Genomic DNA, 15589 nt, shown 5'->3' with positions numbered 1-15589 from the left:
GGAACGTCCCAGCACAGTCCAAACGCCGTCGCCGGCTATATCTGCTGCCGGAGAGTGGAAAGTTGGTCTCTACGGCCGGCATGAGGCGCCCATGTGCCGGCGAAAGCGAATCTGCTTGTGGCTCGGATCGCCACTCGGCAAATCAGCCATGCTGGCGGAACGTTACGCCTCACTTCTTCGGGAAGGGCACGCCCTTGGTGGTGAACCTCTGTCCCCTGCCTATGGGGCGCACGGGACGCTTCGTGCCGGCGGCCTTGCCGGTTCCGGGCGGCTGGTGGGCGGGCACGAGCTGGTCGGGGCGGGGGCCGATGAGGTCGGCGCGGCCCATTTCCTTCAAGGCATCGCGCAGCAGCGGCCAATTGTCGGGGTCGTGGTAGCGCAGGAATGCCTTGTGCAAGCGGCGCTGCCGCGCGCCGCGCACGGTCTCGACCTTGTCGGTCGCGCCGCGCCGCACGCCTTTCAGCGTGTTGACGCCGGTGTGGTACATGGCCGTCGCGGTCGCCATGGGCGAAGGCAGGAAGGTCTGCACCTGGTCGGCGCGGTAGCGGTTCTTCTTCAGCCAGAGCGCCAGGTTCATCATGTCCTCGTCGGTCGTGCCGGGATGGGCGGCGATGAAATACGGAATGAGATAGTATTTCTTGCCGGCTTCCTTGGCGGCTGCGTCGAACATCTCCTTGAAGCGGTCATAGGCGCCGATGCCGGGCTTCATCATCTTGTCGAGCGGGCCGCGCTCGGTGTGCTCTGGCGCGATCTTGAGATAGCCGCCGACATGGTGGGTCACCAGTTCCTTGACATATTCGGGGCTCTTGACGGCCAGGTCGTAGCGCACGCCGGAGGCGACCATCACCTTCTTGACGCCCTTGACCTCGCGGACCTTGCGATAGAGCCGGATCAGGTCGTCATGCGAGGTGTTGAGGTTGGGGCAGATGTCGGGAAACACACAGGACGGCAGCCGGCAGGCCGCCTCGATCTTGGGGTCCTTGCAGGCCATCCGGTACATATTGGCGGTCGGCCCGCCGATATCGGAGATCACGCCGGTGAAGCCCGGGGTCTTGTCGCGGATCTTTTCGATCTCGCGCAGGATCGAGCCCTCGGAGCGGTTCTGGATGATGCGGCCTTCGTGCTCGGTGATCGAGCAGAAGGTGCAGCCGCCGAAGCAGCCGCGCATCACCGTCACCGAGAACTTGATCATGTCCCAGGCGGGGATCTTGGCATCGCCATAGGACGGGTGCGGCGCGCGCGCGTAGGGCAGGTCGTAGACGGCGTCCATCTCGTCGGAAGTCAGCGGGATGGGCGGCGGATTGAGCCACAGGTCGCGGTCGCCATGGCGCTGGACGAGCGGGCGGGCATTGCCGGGGTTGGCCTCGCGGTGCAGCACGCGCGAAGCGCGGGCATAGGCGTCGCGATCGTCCTCGACCTGTTCGAAGGACGGCAGCCGGATCACGATGTCGCCGGGCTTGCGGCTCGCGCCCTCGTCGGCGGAATCGAGATCGTCTGCGTGGAGCTCAGTGAAGTGCTCGGGCACGCGGCGGAACAGGGCGACGCCCCTGACGGAATCGAGCTGGCGTGGCGTCTCGCCGGCGGCGAGCCGGTTCGCCACCTCGACGACGGCGCGCTCGGCATTGCCGTAGATCAACAGGTCGGCCTTGGCATCGGCCAGAATCGAGCGGCGCACCTTGTCGGACCAGTAGTCGTAGTGGGCGATGCGGCGCAGCGAGGCTTCGATGCCGCCCAAAACCACCGGCACGTCCTTGTAGGCCTCGCGGCAGCGCTGCGTATAGACGATGGTGCAGCGGTCCGGCCGCTTGCCGCCCTCACCGCCCGCCGTATAGGCGTCGTCACGGCGGATCTTGTGGTCCGAGGTGTAGCGGTTGACCATGGAATCCATTGCCGCCGGTGACGCCGAAGAACAGTCTCGGCCTGCCCAGCGCCTTGAACGGCTCCGCCGACTGCCAGTCGGGCTGCGAGATGATGCCGACCCGGAAGCCCTGGGATTCGAGCAGGCGGCCGATGATCGCCATGCCGAAGCTCGGATGATCGACATAGGCGTCGCCCGTGACGAGCACGATGTCGCATTCATCCCAACCGAGCGCCGTCATCTCGACGCGGCTCATCGGCAGGAACGGCGCTGCCGATCCGGCAGGAGGCTTGCTGCCGGACAGGGGAGCGATGACTTGCTGGGCGCTGGCTATGGTTTCCATCGTCCCGACGTATAGGACGCCGCCAAAGCGAATTCAATTAACCTCGATCTGGGGCCTGGGTGCTGTTGTCAATTTGACGCCAAGCCCATCAGTTTGTCTTCGTGGCAATTCCGATAGTGTTCGGGGTCTCCCTGGCGATTTCGGCCAGAGCTAACGCAATTGCGGTGCATCGGGGGCGGGCGGGGCACCGCGCAGCGCCACATAGATCGCCGGGATCACCAGCACCGTCAACAACGTCGACGAGGCGAGGCCGAACAGCAACGAGATGGCCAGCCCCTGGAAGATGGGGTCGGTCAGGATCACCGCCGCGCCGATCATCGCCGCGAGCGCGGTGAGCAGGATCGGCTTGAAGCGGATCGCGCCGGCTTCAAGCAACACCTCGACCAGCGGCCGGCCAGTGCCGCCGGAGTGGCGGATGAAATCGACCAGCAGGATCGAGTTGCGCACGATGATGCCGGCCAGCGCGATGAAGCCGATCATCGACGTGGCGGTGAAGGGCGCGGCGAAAGCCCAATGACCGAGCATGATGCCGATCAGCGTCAGCGGGATCGGAGTCAGGATCACCAGCGGCAGCTTGAAGGAGCCGAATTGCGCGACGACGAGGATGTAGATGCCGAGGATCGCCACCATGAAGGCGGCGCCCATGTCGCGGAAGGTAACCCAGGTCACCTCCCATTCTCCGTCCCACAGAAGCGTCGGCTTCGATTCGTCGTCCGGCTGGCCATGCAGCGCGATCTGCGGCTTCGGCACCATGCCCCAGTCCGCCTTGGCGATGGCGTCGTCGACGGCGAGCATGCCGTAGACGGGCGCCTCGAAGGCGCCGGCCAGTTCGCCCATCACCATCTCGGCGGGGCGGCCGTTGTGGCGGAAGATCGGGTATGAGGCGGGCTCGCTCGTGAGGCGCACCACGTCGCCGAGCTCGACCACGTCGCGTGCGCCCGGCAACGCGTTGGCCGGCACCGGCGTTGCCAGCGCGCGCTGATCGACGACGCCGTCGCCCTTCGACAGGGCGATGCGGATCGGGATCGGATAGCGTCCGCCGCCCCGGTGCGAGTAACCCACCGTGGTGCCGCCGAAGAGATAGCTCAGCGTGTCGTGAACGTCCGACTGCTCGACCCTGTAATATTCGAGATTGTCCTGGTCGATCGACAGCCGTTGCCTTTGCGGCTGATTGTGGAAGCTGTCGTCGACGTCGACGATGAACGGGACGCTCGAGAAGGTCTCGCGCAGCTTCGCCGCGACCGCGCGGCGGGTCTCGGAGTCCGGCCCGTAGATTTCGGCCAGCAGCGTGCCCAGCACCGGAGGGCCCGGCGGCGGCTCGACCACCTTGATGACCGTGCCCGCAGGCAGGGCCATGCCCTTCAGGCGCTCGCGTATGTCGAGCGCGATGGCATGGCTGGCGCGGCTGCGTTCGCCCTTCGGCGTCAGGTTGACAGTCACGTCACCCTGTTCCGGGCTGGAGCGTAGATAGTAGTGGCGCACCAGGCCGTTGAAGTTGAAAGGCGCGGCGGTGCCGGCATAGGTCTGGAGCGACACGACCTCGGGCACACTTGCCAGGCGGTCGACCGCCGCCTGCAGAACGCGGTTCGTGTCCTCGACGGATGAGCCCTTGGGCAGGTCCGCGACCACCTGCAGCTCGGTCTTGTTGTCGAAGGGAAGCAGCTTCACCGTCACATGCCTGGTGTAGATCAGCGCCATGGATGAGAGCGTCGCGATGCCCACGACGAGCAGGAACATCCAGGCGCGCAGGCGCGACTTCAGGATCGGCCGGGCGACCGCGACATAGGCGCGGCCCAGCGCCCCTATATGCCCGCTGTCATGGCCGGTCCGCCGCTGCGCCGCCGCATGGCGGCGGCCAAGCTTCATCATCAGCCAGGGCGTCAGCATGACGGCGACGAAGAAGGAGAACAGCATCGCGGCCGAGGCATTGGCCGGGATCGGGCTCATATACGGCCCCATCATGCCCGACACGAAAAGCATCGGCAAAAGGGCAGCGACGACGGTCAGCGTGGCGACGATGGTCGGGTTGCCGACCTCGGCGACGGCGTCGATGGCGGCGGCGCTGCGCGAGCGCCCGTCATCCATGGCCCAATGGCGGGCGATGTTCTCGATCACGACGATGGCGTCGTCGACCAGGATGCCGATCGAGAAGATCAGCGCGAACAGGCTGACGCGGTTCAGCGTGTAGCCCATGATGCGGGAGGCAAAGAGCGTGAGCAGGATCGTCGTTGGGATGACGACAGCCACCACCAGCGCCTCGCGCCAGCCGATGGCGACAGCGACCAGCACGACGATGGAGATCGTCGCAAGGCCGAGGTGGAAGAGAAGCTCGTTCGCCTTTTCGTTCGCCGTCGCGCCATAGTCGCGGGTGACGGTCATCGAGACATCCTTGGGGAAAATCTGTCCGCGCGTCTGCTCAAGGCGCTTGCCGATGGCGTCGGCGATGAGGACGGCGTTGGTGCCGGGCCGCTTGGCGATGGCAAGCGAGACGGCGGGGCCACGCTTCAGCCCGTCGGCGGTCTTGGTGACGTTCATGACGCGGTTTTCGCCCGGCGCCGTCGCCAGCACGATGCCTGCCACGTCGCGCACATAGACCGGCCGCCCGTCACGGGCGGTCAGCAGCAGATTGCCGATGTCGGACAACCCCTGCAGCGTCTGGCCGGCGACCAGCACCTGCTGCTTGCCCTGCTCGCGCACCGTGCCGAGCTGGAAGGAGCGGTTGGCGCCGGAGATCTTGGCGGTCAGCTGCTGCAGCGTGATCCCGTAGAGCGAAAGCTTCTCCGGATCGGGCTCGACCTGGATTTCCTCCGGCTGCTCGCCGACGATGTAGGTCAGTCCGATGTCCGGGAGCTTCGCCACCTCGACCTGAAGCTCGCGTGCCAGCCGGGTCAGGTCGGCCGAGGAATAGCGGCTGGCGGCCTCCGGCGTCGGCGTCAGCGTCACCACCACGATGGCGACGTCGTCGATGCCGCGCCCGACGATCAGCGGCTCCGGAATGCCGACAGGGATGCGGTCCATGTTGGCGCGCACCTTGTCGTGCACGCGCAGCACCGCCGAGTCCGAACTGGTGCCCACCTTGAAGCGGGCCGTCACCAGCGCGCCGTCATCCGCGGTCTGCGAGTAGACATGCTCGACGCCGTCGATGCTCTTGACGATGGTCTCCAGGGGCTCGGTGACGAGCTTGACCGCGTCCTCCGCCTTGAGCCCGTCGGCCCGGACGTGGATGTCCACCATCGGCACGGAGATCTGCGGCTCCTCCTCGCGCGGCAGCGTCACAAGCGCCACCAGGCCAAGGGCGAGCGCGGCCAGCAGGAAGAGCGGCGTCAGCGGTGAGCCAATGAAGGAGCGGGTGAGCCCGCCGGCAATGCCGAGCTTCATGGCAGGACGACCTTGTCGCCGTCCGCGAGGCCGGTCAGCACCTCGATGCGCGCCTGGCCGGCGTCCTCGAAGCGCTCGCCGAGCACCACGGCCACGTCGAGCGGGCCGCTTGCCGTCTCAACCGTGACATAGTCGACGCCATGGACCGTGCGCACCGCCTGGGGGGGAACGCCAAGCATGGCGCGCTTGCCGACCGGGATCGATACCAGCGTGCGCTCGTTGACGAAATAGGTGCCGATATCGGCCACCTCGACATCGGCGATCACCCGCCCGCTCTCGATCTCCGGATAGACCTTGGCGATGCGGCCGGCGCGGGCCTTGACGAAGCCGGCATTCGACCCCGTGCCGCGTTCGCCGATGTCGACGGCGGCGCCTTCCGCGATCTCGGCGGCATGGCGCTCCGGCAGCGACAGGCGCAGGTAGTACTGGCCCGATGCGACGCGGGCGACCGGTTCGCCGGCCATGATGACCGAGCCGGCGGTGACCGGAACGGTAAGCACGCGGCCATCGGCGGGCGCCAGTGTCCGGCCTTCCTGGGCGCTCTGTTCGATGACGGCCTTCTCGGCGACCGCCGCGGCAAGCTGGTTGGTCGTTACGTCGAGCTGCAGCCGCGCGGCATCGACCCGGCTCTGCGCCGCCACGCCCTTGGCCAGCAGGTCCTGAGCGCGCTGCATGTCGGTGCGAGCGTTGTCGAGCTGCGAGTTGAGCGCCGCGATCTTGGCGTCGGCGGCGCGGAGCTGGAGGGCGATCTTGTTGTCGACCACGACGGCGACCAGATCACCCTGGCGCACCTCCTGGCCCTCGGAAACGCGGACCTCGCTGATGGTTCCCGAAATGCGGGCGCGCGCCGGCACCACGGTGCGGCTTTCGACCTGTCCGTAGACGGCTTTCATTTCGGTGACGGTGGTGGCTTTCACCGTGAATTCCGCAGCCTTCGCGTTCGATACCGCAAGGCCTGCGGTTCCGATCAAGAGGATGCCGGCGAGAGCTGATCTCGTGGTTCGCATTGCGCTAGTTCCGGTCGGTTGAAATGGCCCGGGAGGCGCAGCAAACGCCTCCCGGCTCTTGGTGGTTTCTAAAGACGTGCTGCTACTTGAACGCGACGCCCGCTTTGCAGCCGAGTTTCCTGAACACGATCGCCGCCGGACAGAAGCCGGTGATCGAAGCCTGAACCATGTTCAGTCCGGCGAAGGCAGTCAGCAGGAACCAGTAGGGCGAATGGTAGATGCCGAGCGCCAGCGAGATCAGCACGACGAGCCCCGCAAACATCAGCACGGCCTTATCGATAGTCATTTTCACGTCTCCTGAGGTGCGAGCCGCCTATTCGGCCGGCTCGATGTGGATTGCCTTGAGTTTCTTGATGCCCAGCATGTCGAGCGCCAGCCCCTCGTAGAAGGTCTCGCTCTTTCCCTGCCGGACTTTGTGGAGGAAGTATTTCTCGAAGCCGACCTTGGCCGCGTGGACCCATTTGCCCTGCGATGACCAGTTGACGTTACGCGGCGGGATTTGGGGCTGCGCCACGAACGCGATGCCCTCGTCACCGAAGTCGGCGAGACAGACGGCGTTCCATGTGGCTACGGCCCTAGGTTCCTCGCCGCGCAGCAATGCGGCGATGTTCTCGGCCGTGGCCGTCACCATGGATTCGATCATGAAGCCGGTCTTTGGAACGCCGACCGGCAGCGGAGTCTTGCCGACCGGCGGGATGGCGACGCAGACGCCGATCGCGAAGATGTTCGGATGGGTCTGGTTGCGCTGGTGCTTGTCGATGGTCACAAAGCCGCGCAGGTTGACGAGACCCTCGATGCCCATCACCGCCGGAACGCCGCGGAAGGCCGGGAGCATCATGGAGAAGGCGAAAGGCAGGTCGTGTCCGGCTTTGGCCGTGCCGTCGTCATTGACCTCCTCGACATGCATCACCCCGGCTTCGACGGAAGTCACCTTGGCGTTGGTTATCCACTTGACGTGGCGCTCGCGCATGGCGCTCTCGAGCAGGCCCTTGGTGTCGCCGACGCCGTCCAGGCCAAGGTGGCCGATATAGGGCTCGGGCGTCACGAAGGTGATCGGCACGCGGTCGCGCACCTTGGCCTTGCGCAGCGCGGCGTCGAGAATGAAGGCGAATTCGTAGGCAGGGCCATAGCAGGACGCGCCCTGAACCGCGCCCACGACGACCGGTCCAGGCTTGCGGACCAATTCGTCGAACTTTGCCCGGGTGGCGACGGCATGGTCGATGTGGCAAATGGATTGGGTATGGCCGGCAGGTCCCAGACCCGGCACCTCGTCGAAGGCGAGGTCGGGGCCGGTCGCGATGACCAGATAGTCGTAGTCGACGAAGGAGCCGTCGTTGAGTTCGAGGCGGTTTTCCTCCGGATGCACCTTCTTCGCGCCTTCGGGACGCAGCGTGATGCCGCGCCGCTTGAAGGTGTCCGCGAGATCGACAGTGACGTCATTGCGCTCCCGCCATCCGACGGCGACCCAGGGATTGGAAGGCACGAAGGAATAGGATGTGCCGAGCGTGACGACGGTCAGCCGATCCTCGCTGCGCAGCTTGTCGCGTATTTCGTATGCCATGATCGTGCCGCCGAGGCCGGCTCCGAGAACGACGATGTGGGACATGGCGATCCTCCCGTTGGTTCGATCTTTTCGCGGCACCCTGCGCGAGGAAGCCGCGTTCAGCGTTGATCAGGCTCAATTTCCAAACGGGGCGGCGCGATTGTAAGGTGCGCCGAAGAGCCCGAATGGCGAGCTTGCATGTAACATTCAAAGATTATAAATTCAAGAACATGAATGTAAGAGAAATGATCCCGGCTTCGGGAAAAGCGGCGGAACTGCTCCGGAGCCTGTCCCATCCACAGCGTTTGCTCGTGCTGTGCGCCCTCGGCGACGAGGAGCGCTCAGTGGCCGAGTTGCGAGAGCTGCTCGACATCGACCAGGTGCCGATGTCGCAACAGCTTATGCGGCTGAGGGCCGACGGCTTGGTCGAGGCGCGCCGGGACGGCACGACGGTCCACTATCGGATCACGCGGCCCGAAGTGCTCACGGTGATCGAGGCGCTACATTCCGCCTTCTGCCCGCGTTAGCGCGGTGCATCGCCCGTAGCGTCTTTCGCTACTCATAGCCTTGTCCGGCTTTGATTAAGGTCAAAGCGACGCAACTCGTTCCGGTATTACGTGCCTATATAGCAATGAAGATGATCGGATGGCGTTGCAGCGCTCGGCTGATCCGATGGCGGAGAATTACATGATCCTGAATAACGGCACTCTTGTCGCGGTGACCGATGGCGAGAGTCTGCGGCTGTTTCACAACAAGGGACACGAACCCCATCTCGATCTGATCGAAGTCGAGGATCCCATCCTTGAAATGGCCCACGCCGGATCCGGAGGCCGGCATCGCAGCTCAACTGCCAATCCGGACGAGTCCCGGTTGCGTGAGGACGACTTTGCGGGATCGGTCGCGGCCTATCTCAATGATCAGGCGCATGAAACAGGCTGCGAGCATATCCTGGTCATCGCCGACCCGCGCACGCTTGGCGAGCTGCGGAGGCACTATCACCCCTCACTGAGCGCCAAACTTGTCGGCGAGATCGCCAAAGACTTTGTCAAGCATTCCGTGATGTCGATCAAAGGCGCCATAGAAACTGCCTGACCCACTCGACATCCTGCATCGGGACCGATTTGCATAGCGATCTCCCGACAGGTCGCTAAAGCGCGTCGCGCCGAAACGGATTCAGGCGACGCGCTTCAAGCCTTTGTTTTGATGCATGTCGCCCAGAACCGCTGCGCACTTCTGGCGACATGCATTGGTCCAGGTTTCGCGACGGCGTCGCGGTCCTGCCAATTCCTGGCCGAGCACGCCATGGCTCATGGCCGGGCGTGCTCGGTGCCGTCTCACTGGACTTTGATGGTGGCCCACATTCCGTTCATGAAATGATCGGGGATGTTGCAGAAGACCGCATAGAAGCCGGGCTTAAGGTCAAGTGTCAGCGAGCCGGTCTTACCTGGATCGAGTTCCGAGACCTCGCCCAGATGGCCGGCCGCATCCTCATCGACACGGTTCTCGTTTGAAACATATGGCAGCGTCGTCTTTTTCGGGTCGGCCACGGGCACAACAATCATTTCATGGACCGTAGCCTTCGACGTGTTGGTTACATCGAAGGTGACCTTGCCGGCCGGCACGGCCTTCTTGTCGAGCTCAATCTTCATCATCGCCATGCTCATGTTCGCCGGCATGCCCATCCCCATCTTGGCATCTGGGTTCATGTCGCCATTCTTGTCCCACAATTTGACATTGACCGTTGAATCCGCGAACGCCGGCGCCGTGATTGCCAGCGCGGCCAATACCAATCCAATTCTCAAGAACTGCATCGAGGTGCTCCTGACCGCCACCCGGCGACCACAGTTGGCGGGCTGCTTTGAAACATGATCGGTCGCGAGCGCTGTCTAGCAATCACAGCCTGACAGGACGCTGACGATCTCGTTGCGGTCTGAACGCACGGTTGATTTAGCGCCCTGAAGGCAATTGATCCGACGCTAAACGTCCGCTTTGGTACTCAGCTCACGAGAGTGAAATGCGAACCCAGGAACACGAGGAACTGGCCGGTGATCAGAGGGACCTTCAGGATAGGGCCGCTCTCTCCGCTACCTTGAACGGGTTGTCCGCGCACGCAAGGGTGCGCCTTCAACACATCTCTCCAGATGGTTGGAAAATCCGCTCCCTTGCTTCTTTGGGCGTTGCACGTGTCGACAAGCCTCGCGACGGCGTTTTTCATCGAGCGGAATTTACCTTAAATGCCTGACCGCAAGACATATGACCAATTGTGACAGGAAAAATTTGATCGCGATCAATGCGTCGAAAAAAGAGCCGCTCAGAGCGGCGCCCACGTGCTTCCTTCCTTTTGGTAACGACGCTTTACGGCTGCCCATGCGATGCGATGGGCGATCTCCTCTCGCTGCTCGCCGCGGTCCGCATATTCGTCCCAGGCGTGGTTGAACGCGGACCGGTAGATCTCTCTTGCATGCAGGGGGAGATATTCGCGAAGGGGTGGAGGAAGATCCTCGATTGATGCGTACGGCATAAACACGTTTCCACGTTTCCAGAGCATTTTGCAGCCAAGCGGAATCGCTTGGCGTCGCATAAATGCGGCTAAAACAAAGAGATAGAGCGGTTTAGCGTTTCCCTGAAACGGTGAACCGCTCGAGGCTGAATGAACTCATGCTCGGCAATGTCGATCGTCGGGCACATCGACGCCGAAGCGATCCATCGGCACGATGGGTTCCTTCTAAGGCTTGATGAGGGTGGATACCTTGATTTCGCGCAAAATCATGGTGCGCCGGCAAGACTGCGCCTAATGCATGTCTCCCGAAAGTGGGAACCGGTTTCGGGACAAAGACATGCATAAAATCAAGAACCAAAGCGCATGGAGCGAATCTGAAGGATCGCGACGCGCTTCAGCCGGGCAAAAGCATCATGATCGACGCTCCGGCCATCAATGCCGTCGCCACCCAGCCCAGAATGACGATCGGCCAACCGGACGTGAACGGTCCCATGACCGATCGGCTTGAAGCCAGCAATATGACCACCACCATGAGGGGAACCGCGACGACGCCGTTTATGACGGCGCTCCAGAACAGCGCCTTCATCGGGCTGATGGGCAGATATTGGATGGCCAGCGCTGCCAGGATACTTACCGCGATGACGCCATAGAAGCCGCGGGCATCGCTGGCCTTGAGCTCAAGGCCCTCCTGCCACCCCATGGCCTCAGCCAGCGCGTATGCCGCCGAGCCTGCCAGCACAGGCACACCGATCAATCCAACGCCCAGTATCCCGGCCGCAAAAAGCGCGAAGGCGAAATCGCCCGCCAGCGGCTGCAGGGCGCTGGCGGCCTGCGCCGCTGTTTCGATGTTCGTGATACCTGCAATGTTCAGCGTTACCGCGGTCGCCAGGATGATGAAGTAGGACGTCGCATCCGAATAGAGCATGCCGCTCCAGGTGTCCCAGCGCAACCGGCGCAGTTCGGTCTCCGATCGGGCCGCATCCTCGATGAGGGGAGGATCGCCTTTCATCTCTTCGACCTCCTCCGACGCCTGCCAGAAAAAGAGATAGGGGCTGATCGTCGTGCCGAAGATCGCCACCGCCACGGTGGCGGTCTCGGCGTTCATCGACAGTCTGGGCCATACGGTGCGAAGCGCCACCTCGCTCCATGGCACATGCACCGTGAAGAGCACCGCGGCATAGGCAAGCAGCGATAGTGTCAGCCATTTGAGGAAATTCACGTAGCGGTGATACGGAACAAGCACCTGCAGGACCAACGTGCCGAAGGTGAAGAACAATGTGGCCAGATGCCTGTTCATGCCGGTGACAAGTTCCGCGACCTCGCCCATGGCCGCTATGTCGGCGGCGATGTTCAGCGTGTTCGCAACAAGAAGCAAAACAACAACGAATTTGAGCACGAATGGCGGGAAGAACGCCTTTATGTTCGCCGCAAGTCCCTTGCCGGTGACCCGGCCGATGCGGCCGCACATCGACTGGACCGCCGCCATCAGCGGAAAGCAGAGCGGCATCGTCCAAAGCATATTGAGGCCGAATTGGGCGCCCGCCTGCGAGTAGGTCGCAATTCCGCTCGGATCGTCGTCGGCTACGCCGGTGATCAAACCCGGACCGACACGCGCAAGTGGATGCTCCTTCAGGCGGCCGAGCAAACTCGATAGCTTGCCGCGCCGGAGTACCGCGCTGATGTTGTCGTCGATGATGCCCATGGGCCGTCCGGAAAGGAATCCGCGCACTTGTAATCCCGACCGGTCCCGACGATCTTTGACCTCGCTCAAAGCATGGGGAAACAACGCACATAGGATGCGCTTGAATTCCCGCCGCATCGGCAAGGCTTTTTCAGGCACCCGAAGCGGCCTGCCGGAAAGCCGGCCTTTCGGCTGCGCCAAGCCTGCTGAGGCCCCACGACTCCGCTGGAGACTGCTATGGACAGGAAGCACAGTTTCAACATCGGCTACGCTATCCTTGCGCTGGTCCTGTTCGGACTTTTCCAGCTTTGGCTAGGTTGGCGCGACGTCACACAGCTCTCCTACAGTGACGTCATGCGCCTGGTCGGCGAAGGCAAGGTCGCCTCGGTCACGCTGACCGAAACCACCATCCAGGGCCAGTTCAAGGAGCCTCAGGAGGGCAAGAGCCTCTTCATCGCCGCGCGCGTTGATCCGGCTTCAGCCGAAGCCTTCGAGAAGGCCGGCGTGAAGGTGTCGGGAGGCTCCGACAGCAACTGGTTGACCACCATCCTTTCGTGGATACTGCCGGCCCTGCTTTTCTTTGGGCTTTGGATGTTTCTTTTCCGCGGCTTCGCCGAACGACAAGGCATGGGCGGCCTGATCAACATCGGCAAGTCCAAGGCCAAGGTCTATGTCGAGAGGCAGACCGGCGTGACCTTCGACGATGTCGCCGGCGTCGACGAGGCCAAGCTCGAGCTTCAGGAGATCGTCTCCTTCCTGAAGGACAAGGACAAATATGGGCGCCTTGGCGCGCGCATCCCTAAAGGCATTCTCCTGGTCGGCCCGCCCGGAACCGGCAAGACCCTGATGGCGCGCGCGGTGGCTGGCGAGGCGGGCGTGCCGTTCTTCTCGATCTCCGGTTCCGAATTCGTCGAGATGTTCGTCGGCGTGGGCGCCGCCCGCGTTCGAGACCTGTTCGAGCAGGCAAGACAAGCCGCGCCATGCATCATCTTCATCGACGAACTGGACGCGCTCGGGCGAGCGCGCAGCCCTTTTGCCGGCTATGGCGGCGCGGACGAGAAGGAGCAAACGCTCAACCAGCTCCTGTCGGAGTTGGACGGCTTCGACCCTCGCACCGGCATTGTCCTTCTTGCCGCCACCAACCGGCCGGAAATCCTCGATCCGGCGCTGACCCGCGCCGGCCGGTTCGATCGCCAGGTGGTGATCGACAGGCCTGACCGGAAGGGACGAGAGGCAATCCTCAAGGTTCATATCCGCAGCGTTGCGATGGCGCCGGACCTGGACATCGGCGAAGTGGCGGCCATCACGCCAGGTTTCACCGGCGCGGACCTCGCCAATCTCGTGAACGAGGCCGCGATCTTTGCGACCCGGCGCAATGCCGACAAGGTGGCGATGGATGATTTCACAAATGCGGTGGAGCGCATCGTGGCAGGTTCCGAGCGCAAGAGCAGGCTGCTCAATCCGGGAGAGCGCGAGAGGGTCGCGTATCACGAGATGGGGCATGCGCTTGCGGCGTCCGCGCTTCTCAAGACAGATCCCGTGCACAAGGTATCGATCATCCCGCGCGCTATCGGCGCGCTCGGCTACACCATGCAGCGCCCGACGGACGACCGTTTCCTGATAACGGAAAGCGAGCTGAAGGAGCGGATGGTCGCCCTGCTGGCTGGCCGGGCGGCGGAGGATATCGTTTATGGCGAGGTTTCGACCGGGGCGGCCGACGATCTAGCCAAGGCAACGGACGTGGCGCGCCAGAGCGTGACACGCTTCGGCATGAGCTCCGCTTTGGGTCAGGCCGTGCTCGAGGAACAAAAGCAGCAATGGCTGGGAGACGGCTCGCTGCGCCAGCGCGATTATTCGGAAGCCACCGCCCGGGAGATCGACGTTGCCGTTCGCCAGATGCTGGACGAAGCCTTCGCCGCGGCGCAGGAACTGCTTAGATCGCGGATGGCCGACCTCAAGGCAGGGGCCAGCCTGCTTCTCGAACGCGAGACGATCACGCCTGACGATTTCCCGCCGCTGCGTCGGACGGCCCCGGTTGCTCCGCCGGCGAAGAAGGTCGCCGCGGTACCGGCGTGACAGGCAATATGCGCTGCGCGGCAGCGTCTATTGCGCATCCGATCGCTATTTGACGGCAATCAACGCCACCGCGCACGCACGGGCGATACTTGCGACGTTGCAAGAAGTACCCCCTGAAACAGCGAGGTGGAAAATGAGTGACAGCATCCTGAAGCAGGACATCATCGACGAGCTCGACTTCGAGCCCAGCATCGATGCCGCCGATATCGGCGTAGCGGTGGACAGTGGCGTCGTGACGCTGACCGGCCATGTCCCGACATATGCTCAGAAGGTGAAGGTCGAGGACGTCGTGCGGAACGTCAAGGGCGTGAAAGCCATCGCGCAGGAGATGGAAGTCCGTCCGTTCGGCACCCACAGGACCGCCGATGACGAGATCGCCAAGCGCGCCGTCAACACGATTGCCTGGAACACGTCCATTCCAAGCGACGCGGTGCAGATCCGCGTGCAGGACGGTTGGGTCAAGCTCACCGGCAAGGTCGAATGGCAATATCAGAAGACCGCGGCGGAAGATGCCGTGCGTCATCTCGCCGGCGTTCTCGGTGTGACCAACCAGATCGAGATCAAACCGCGGCCGTCAACCTACGACATCAAGCAACGCATCGAGAATGCGCTGAAGCGCAATGCGGAGCTCGAGGCGCAGGAGATCAAGGTCAACGTCCTCGACAATGGCGCGGTCAGGCTCGAAGGCCGGGTGCATGCCTGGTCGGAACGCCGGGCGGCCGAGCGTGCCGCCTGGTCGGCGGCTGGCGTGAAGACGGTCGAGGACCGGATCACGATCGGTTGATAAATCGGGCAAGGCGCGGAAGTGTTTGCCAGTCGTAAACCCAAAGTGCCGGTGCTTCGGTGCCGGCACTTTGGGGAGGGCTCTAGCAGATGGCTCCGTAGCCCGTCTGCCGTCGCCTGTATCAATTCGACATCAGCCGATTGAGCCAGACCTCGTCCAGCAGCGAGCGGGTGACGCCACCGAACACCCATTCCCTCAGCCGGCTGTGGCCGTAGGCGCCCGACACGACAAGTTCGGCGCTCACCGAGGCGAAGAAATCGACGAGGCGATTGTGCTCATCATCGTCCGTCTTGATGATTTCGGTGCGTGCCTTGATGCCGTGACCGGCCAGGAAGCCCGACACGTCCTCGACGCCGGCCTTGATCCAGTCGTCGGGATGGCGATCGACCGCCACGACCGTGACATCACTCGCCATCGCC

At 63.4% G+C, this 15589-nt stretch carries 12 protein-coding genes and 1 pseudogene; 4 read left to right on the top strand and 9 right to left on the bottom strand.

Translation table 11 applies throughout. The features are described 5' to 3' along the window. Nucleotides 1-169 precede the first annotated feature (169 nt). The 5 genes and pseudogenes from EOD07_RS00390 to EOD07_RS00370 all read right to left on the bottom strand — a co-directional run bounded on the left by EOD07_RS00390 (nucleotide 170) and on the right by EOD07_RS00370 (nucleotide 8192). Nucleotides 170-2201 (bottom strand): annotated as a pseudogene (locus tag EOD07_RS00390) (YgiQ family radical SAM protein). A gap of 150 nt (nucleotides 2202-2351) precedes the next feature. Then, entirely contained in the window at nucleotides 2352-5579 is a 3228-nt protein-coding gene (locus EOD07_RS00385; protein ID WP_127233474.1) for an efflux RND transporter permease subunit, read from the bottom strand. After that, complete coding sequence (locus EOD07_RS00380; protein WP_348627724.1) at nucleotides 5576-6496, bottom strand: efflux RND transporter periplasmic adaptor subunit; 921 nt, start codon at nucleotides 6494-6496, stop codon at nucleotides 5576-5578. Before EOD07_RS00380 ends, EOD07_RS00385 begins: the two co-directional genes overlap by 4 nt. A 172-nt stretch (nucleotides 6497-6668) precedes the next feature. After that, the gene (locus EOD07_RS00375) at nucleotides 6669-6872 is read right to left on the bottom strand and encodes a DUF2892 domain-containing protein (RefSeq protein ID WP_127233472.1); all 204 of its coding nucleotides are present in this window, start codon (nucleotides 6870-6872) and stop codon (nucleotides 6669-6671) included. Between the two features lie 27 nt (nucleotides 6873-6899). Next, nucleotides 6900-8192, bottom strand: a complete 1293-nt coding sequence (locus tag EOD07_RS00370) for an FAD/NAD(P)-binding oxidoreductase (RefSeq protein WP_127233471.1) — start codon at nucleotides 8190-8192, stop codon at nucleotides 6900-6902. Nucleotides 8193-8314: 122 nt separating this feature from the next. On the opposite strand from EOD07_RS00370, the gene EOD07_RS00365 reads away from it, so the two are divergent. Together EOD07_RS00365 and EOD07_RS00360 are read left to right on the top strand one after the other, a co-directional pair. Next, a complete protein-coding gene (locus tag EOD07_RS00365; RefSeq protein WP_348627723.1) occupies nucleotides 8315-8656 on the top strand; it encodes a metalloregulator ArsR/SmtB family transcription factor in 342 nt (113 codons plus the stop codon). Between the two features lie 118 nt (nucleotides 8657-8774). Further along, nucleotides 8775-9221, top strand: a complete 447-nt coding sequence (locus tag EOD07_RS00360; RefSeq protein ID WP_348627722.1) for a host attachment protein — start codon at nucleotides 8775-8777, stop codon at nucleotides 9219-9221. 242 nt (nucleotides 9222-9463) lie between these two features. Here the strand turns inward: EOD07_RS00360 and EOD07_RS00355 are convergent, their stop codons facing one another. The 3 genes from EOD07_RS00355 to EOD07_RS00345 all read right to left on the bottom strand — a co-directional run bounded on the left by EOD07_RS00355 (nucleotide 9464) and on the right by EOD07_RS00345 (nucleotide 12331). Beyond that, on the bottom strand, nucleotides 9464-9940 hold the full coding sequence (locus EOD07_RS00355) for a plastocyanin/azurin family copper-binding protein (protein ID WP_245469702.1): 477 nt from the start codon (nucleotides 9938-9940) through the stop codon (nucleotides 9464-9466). A gap of 500 nt (nucleotides 9941-10440) precedes the next feature. Then, complete coding sequence (locus EOD07_RS00350) at nucleotides 10441-10650, bottom strand: ChaB family protein (protein ID WP_127233490.1); 210 nt, start codon at nucleotides 10648-10650, stop codon at nucleotides 10441-10443. A 373-nt stretch (nucleotides 10651-11023) separates the two neighbouring features. Beyond that, nucleotides 11024-12331 (bottom strand): divalent metal cation transporter, encoded by a 1308-nt coding sequence (locus tag EOD07_RS00345; RefSeq protein WP_127233470.1) that lies wholly within the window; start codon nucleotides 12329-12331, stop codon nucleotides 11024-11026. 216 nt (nucleotides 12332-12547) lie between these two features. On the opposite strand from EOD07_RS00345, the gene ftsH reads away from it, so the two are divergent. Then, nucleotides 12548-14386, top strand: coding sequence for an ATP-dependent zinc metalloprotease FtsH (ftsH, locus tag EOD07_RS00340; RefSeq protein WP_127233469.1), 1839 nt, complete (start codon nucleotides 12548-12550; stop codon nucleotides 14384-14386). A gap of 133 nt (nucleotides 14387-14519) precedes the next feature. After that, nucleotides 14520-15170: a BON domain-containing protein gene (locus tag EOD07_RS00335; RefSeq protein ID WP_127233468.1), complete on the top strand. Its 651-nt coding sequence runs from the start codon at nucleotides 14520-14522 to the stop codon at nucleotides 15168-15170. A 121-nt stretch (nucleotides 15171-15291) separates the two neighbouring features. Here EOD07_RS00335 and EOD07_RS00330 read toward each other — a convergent pair. Further along, the coding region (locus EOD07_RS00330) for a universal stress protein (RefSeq protein ID WP_164771994.1) at nucleotides 15292-15589 on the bottom strand (298 nt) is incomplete at its 5' end.

Source organism: Mesorhizobium sp. M2C.T.Ca.TU.002.02.1.1 (genome assembly GCF_003997225.1).
Note: the sequence above shows the minus strand (reverse complement) of the source record. Positions and strands in the feature narration are given on the sequence as shown.

Excerpts from the sequence above, each read along its gene's own strand:
- EOD07_RS00335 (WP_127233468.1), top strand. The coding sequence starts at position 14,520 with ATGAGTGACAGCATCCTGAAGCAGGACATCATCGACGAGCTCGACTTC.
- EOD07_RS00345 (WP_127233470.1), bottom strand. The coding sequence starts at position 12,331 with ATGGGCATCATCGACGACAACATCAGCGCGGTACTCCGGCGCGGCAAG.
- ftsH (WP_127233469.1), top strand. The coding sequence starts at position 12,548 with ATGGACAGGAAGCACAGTTTCAACATCGGCTACGCTATCCTTGCGCTG.
- EOD07_RS00370 (WP_127233471.1), bottom strand. The coding sequence starts at position 8,192 with ATGTCCCACATCGTCGTTCTCGGAGCCGGCCTCGGCGGCACGATCATG.
- EOD07_RS00355 (WP_245469702.1), bottom strand. The coding sequence starts at position 9,940 with ATGCAGTTCTTGAGAATTGGATTGGTATTGGCCGCGCTGGCAATCACG.
- EOD07_RS00385 (WP_127233474.1), bottom strand. The coding sequence starts at position 5,579 with ATGAAGCTCGGCATTGCCGGCGGGCTCACCCGCTCCTTCATTGGCTCA.
- EOD07_RS00360 (WP_348627722.1), top strand. The coding sequence starts at position 8,775 with ATGGCGTTGCAGCGCTCGGCTGATCCGATGGCGGAGAATTACATGATC.
- EOD07_RS00365 (WP_348627723.1), top strand. The coding sequence starts at position 8,315 with ATGGCGAGCTTGCATGTAACATTCAAAGATTATAAATTCAAGAACATG.
- EOD07_RS00375 (WP_127233472.1), bottom strand. The coding sequence starts at position 6,872 with ATGACTATCGATAAGGCCGTGCTGATGTTTGCGGGGCTCGTCGTGCTG.
- EOD07_RS00350 (WP_127233490.1), bottom strand. The coding sequence starts at position 10,650 with ATGCCGTACGCATCAATCGAGGATCTTCCTCCACCCCTTCGCGAATAT.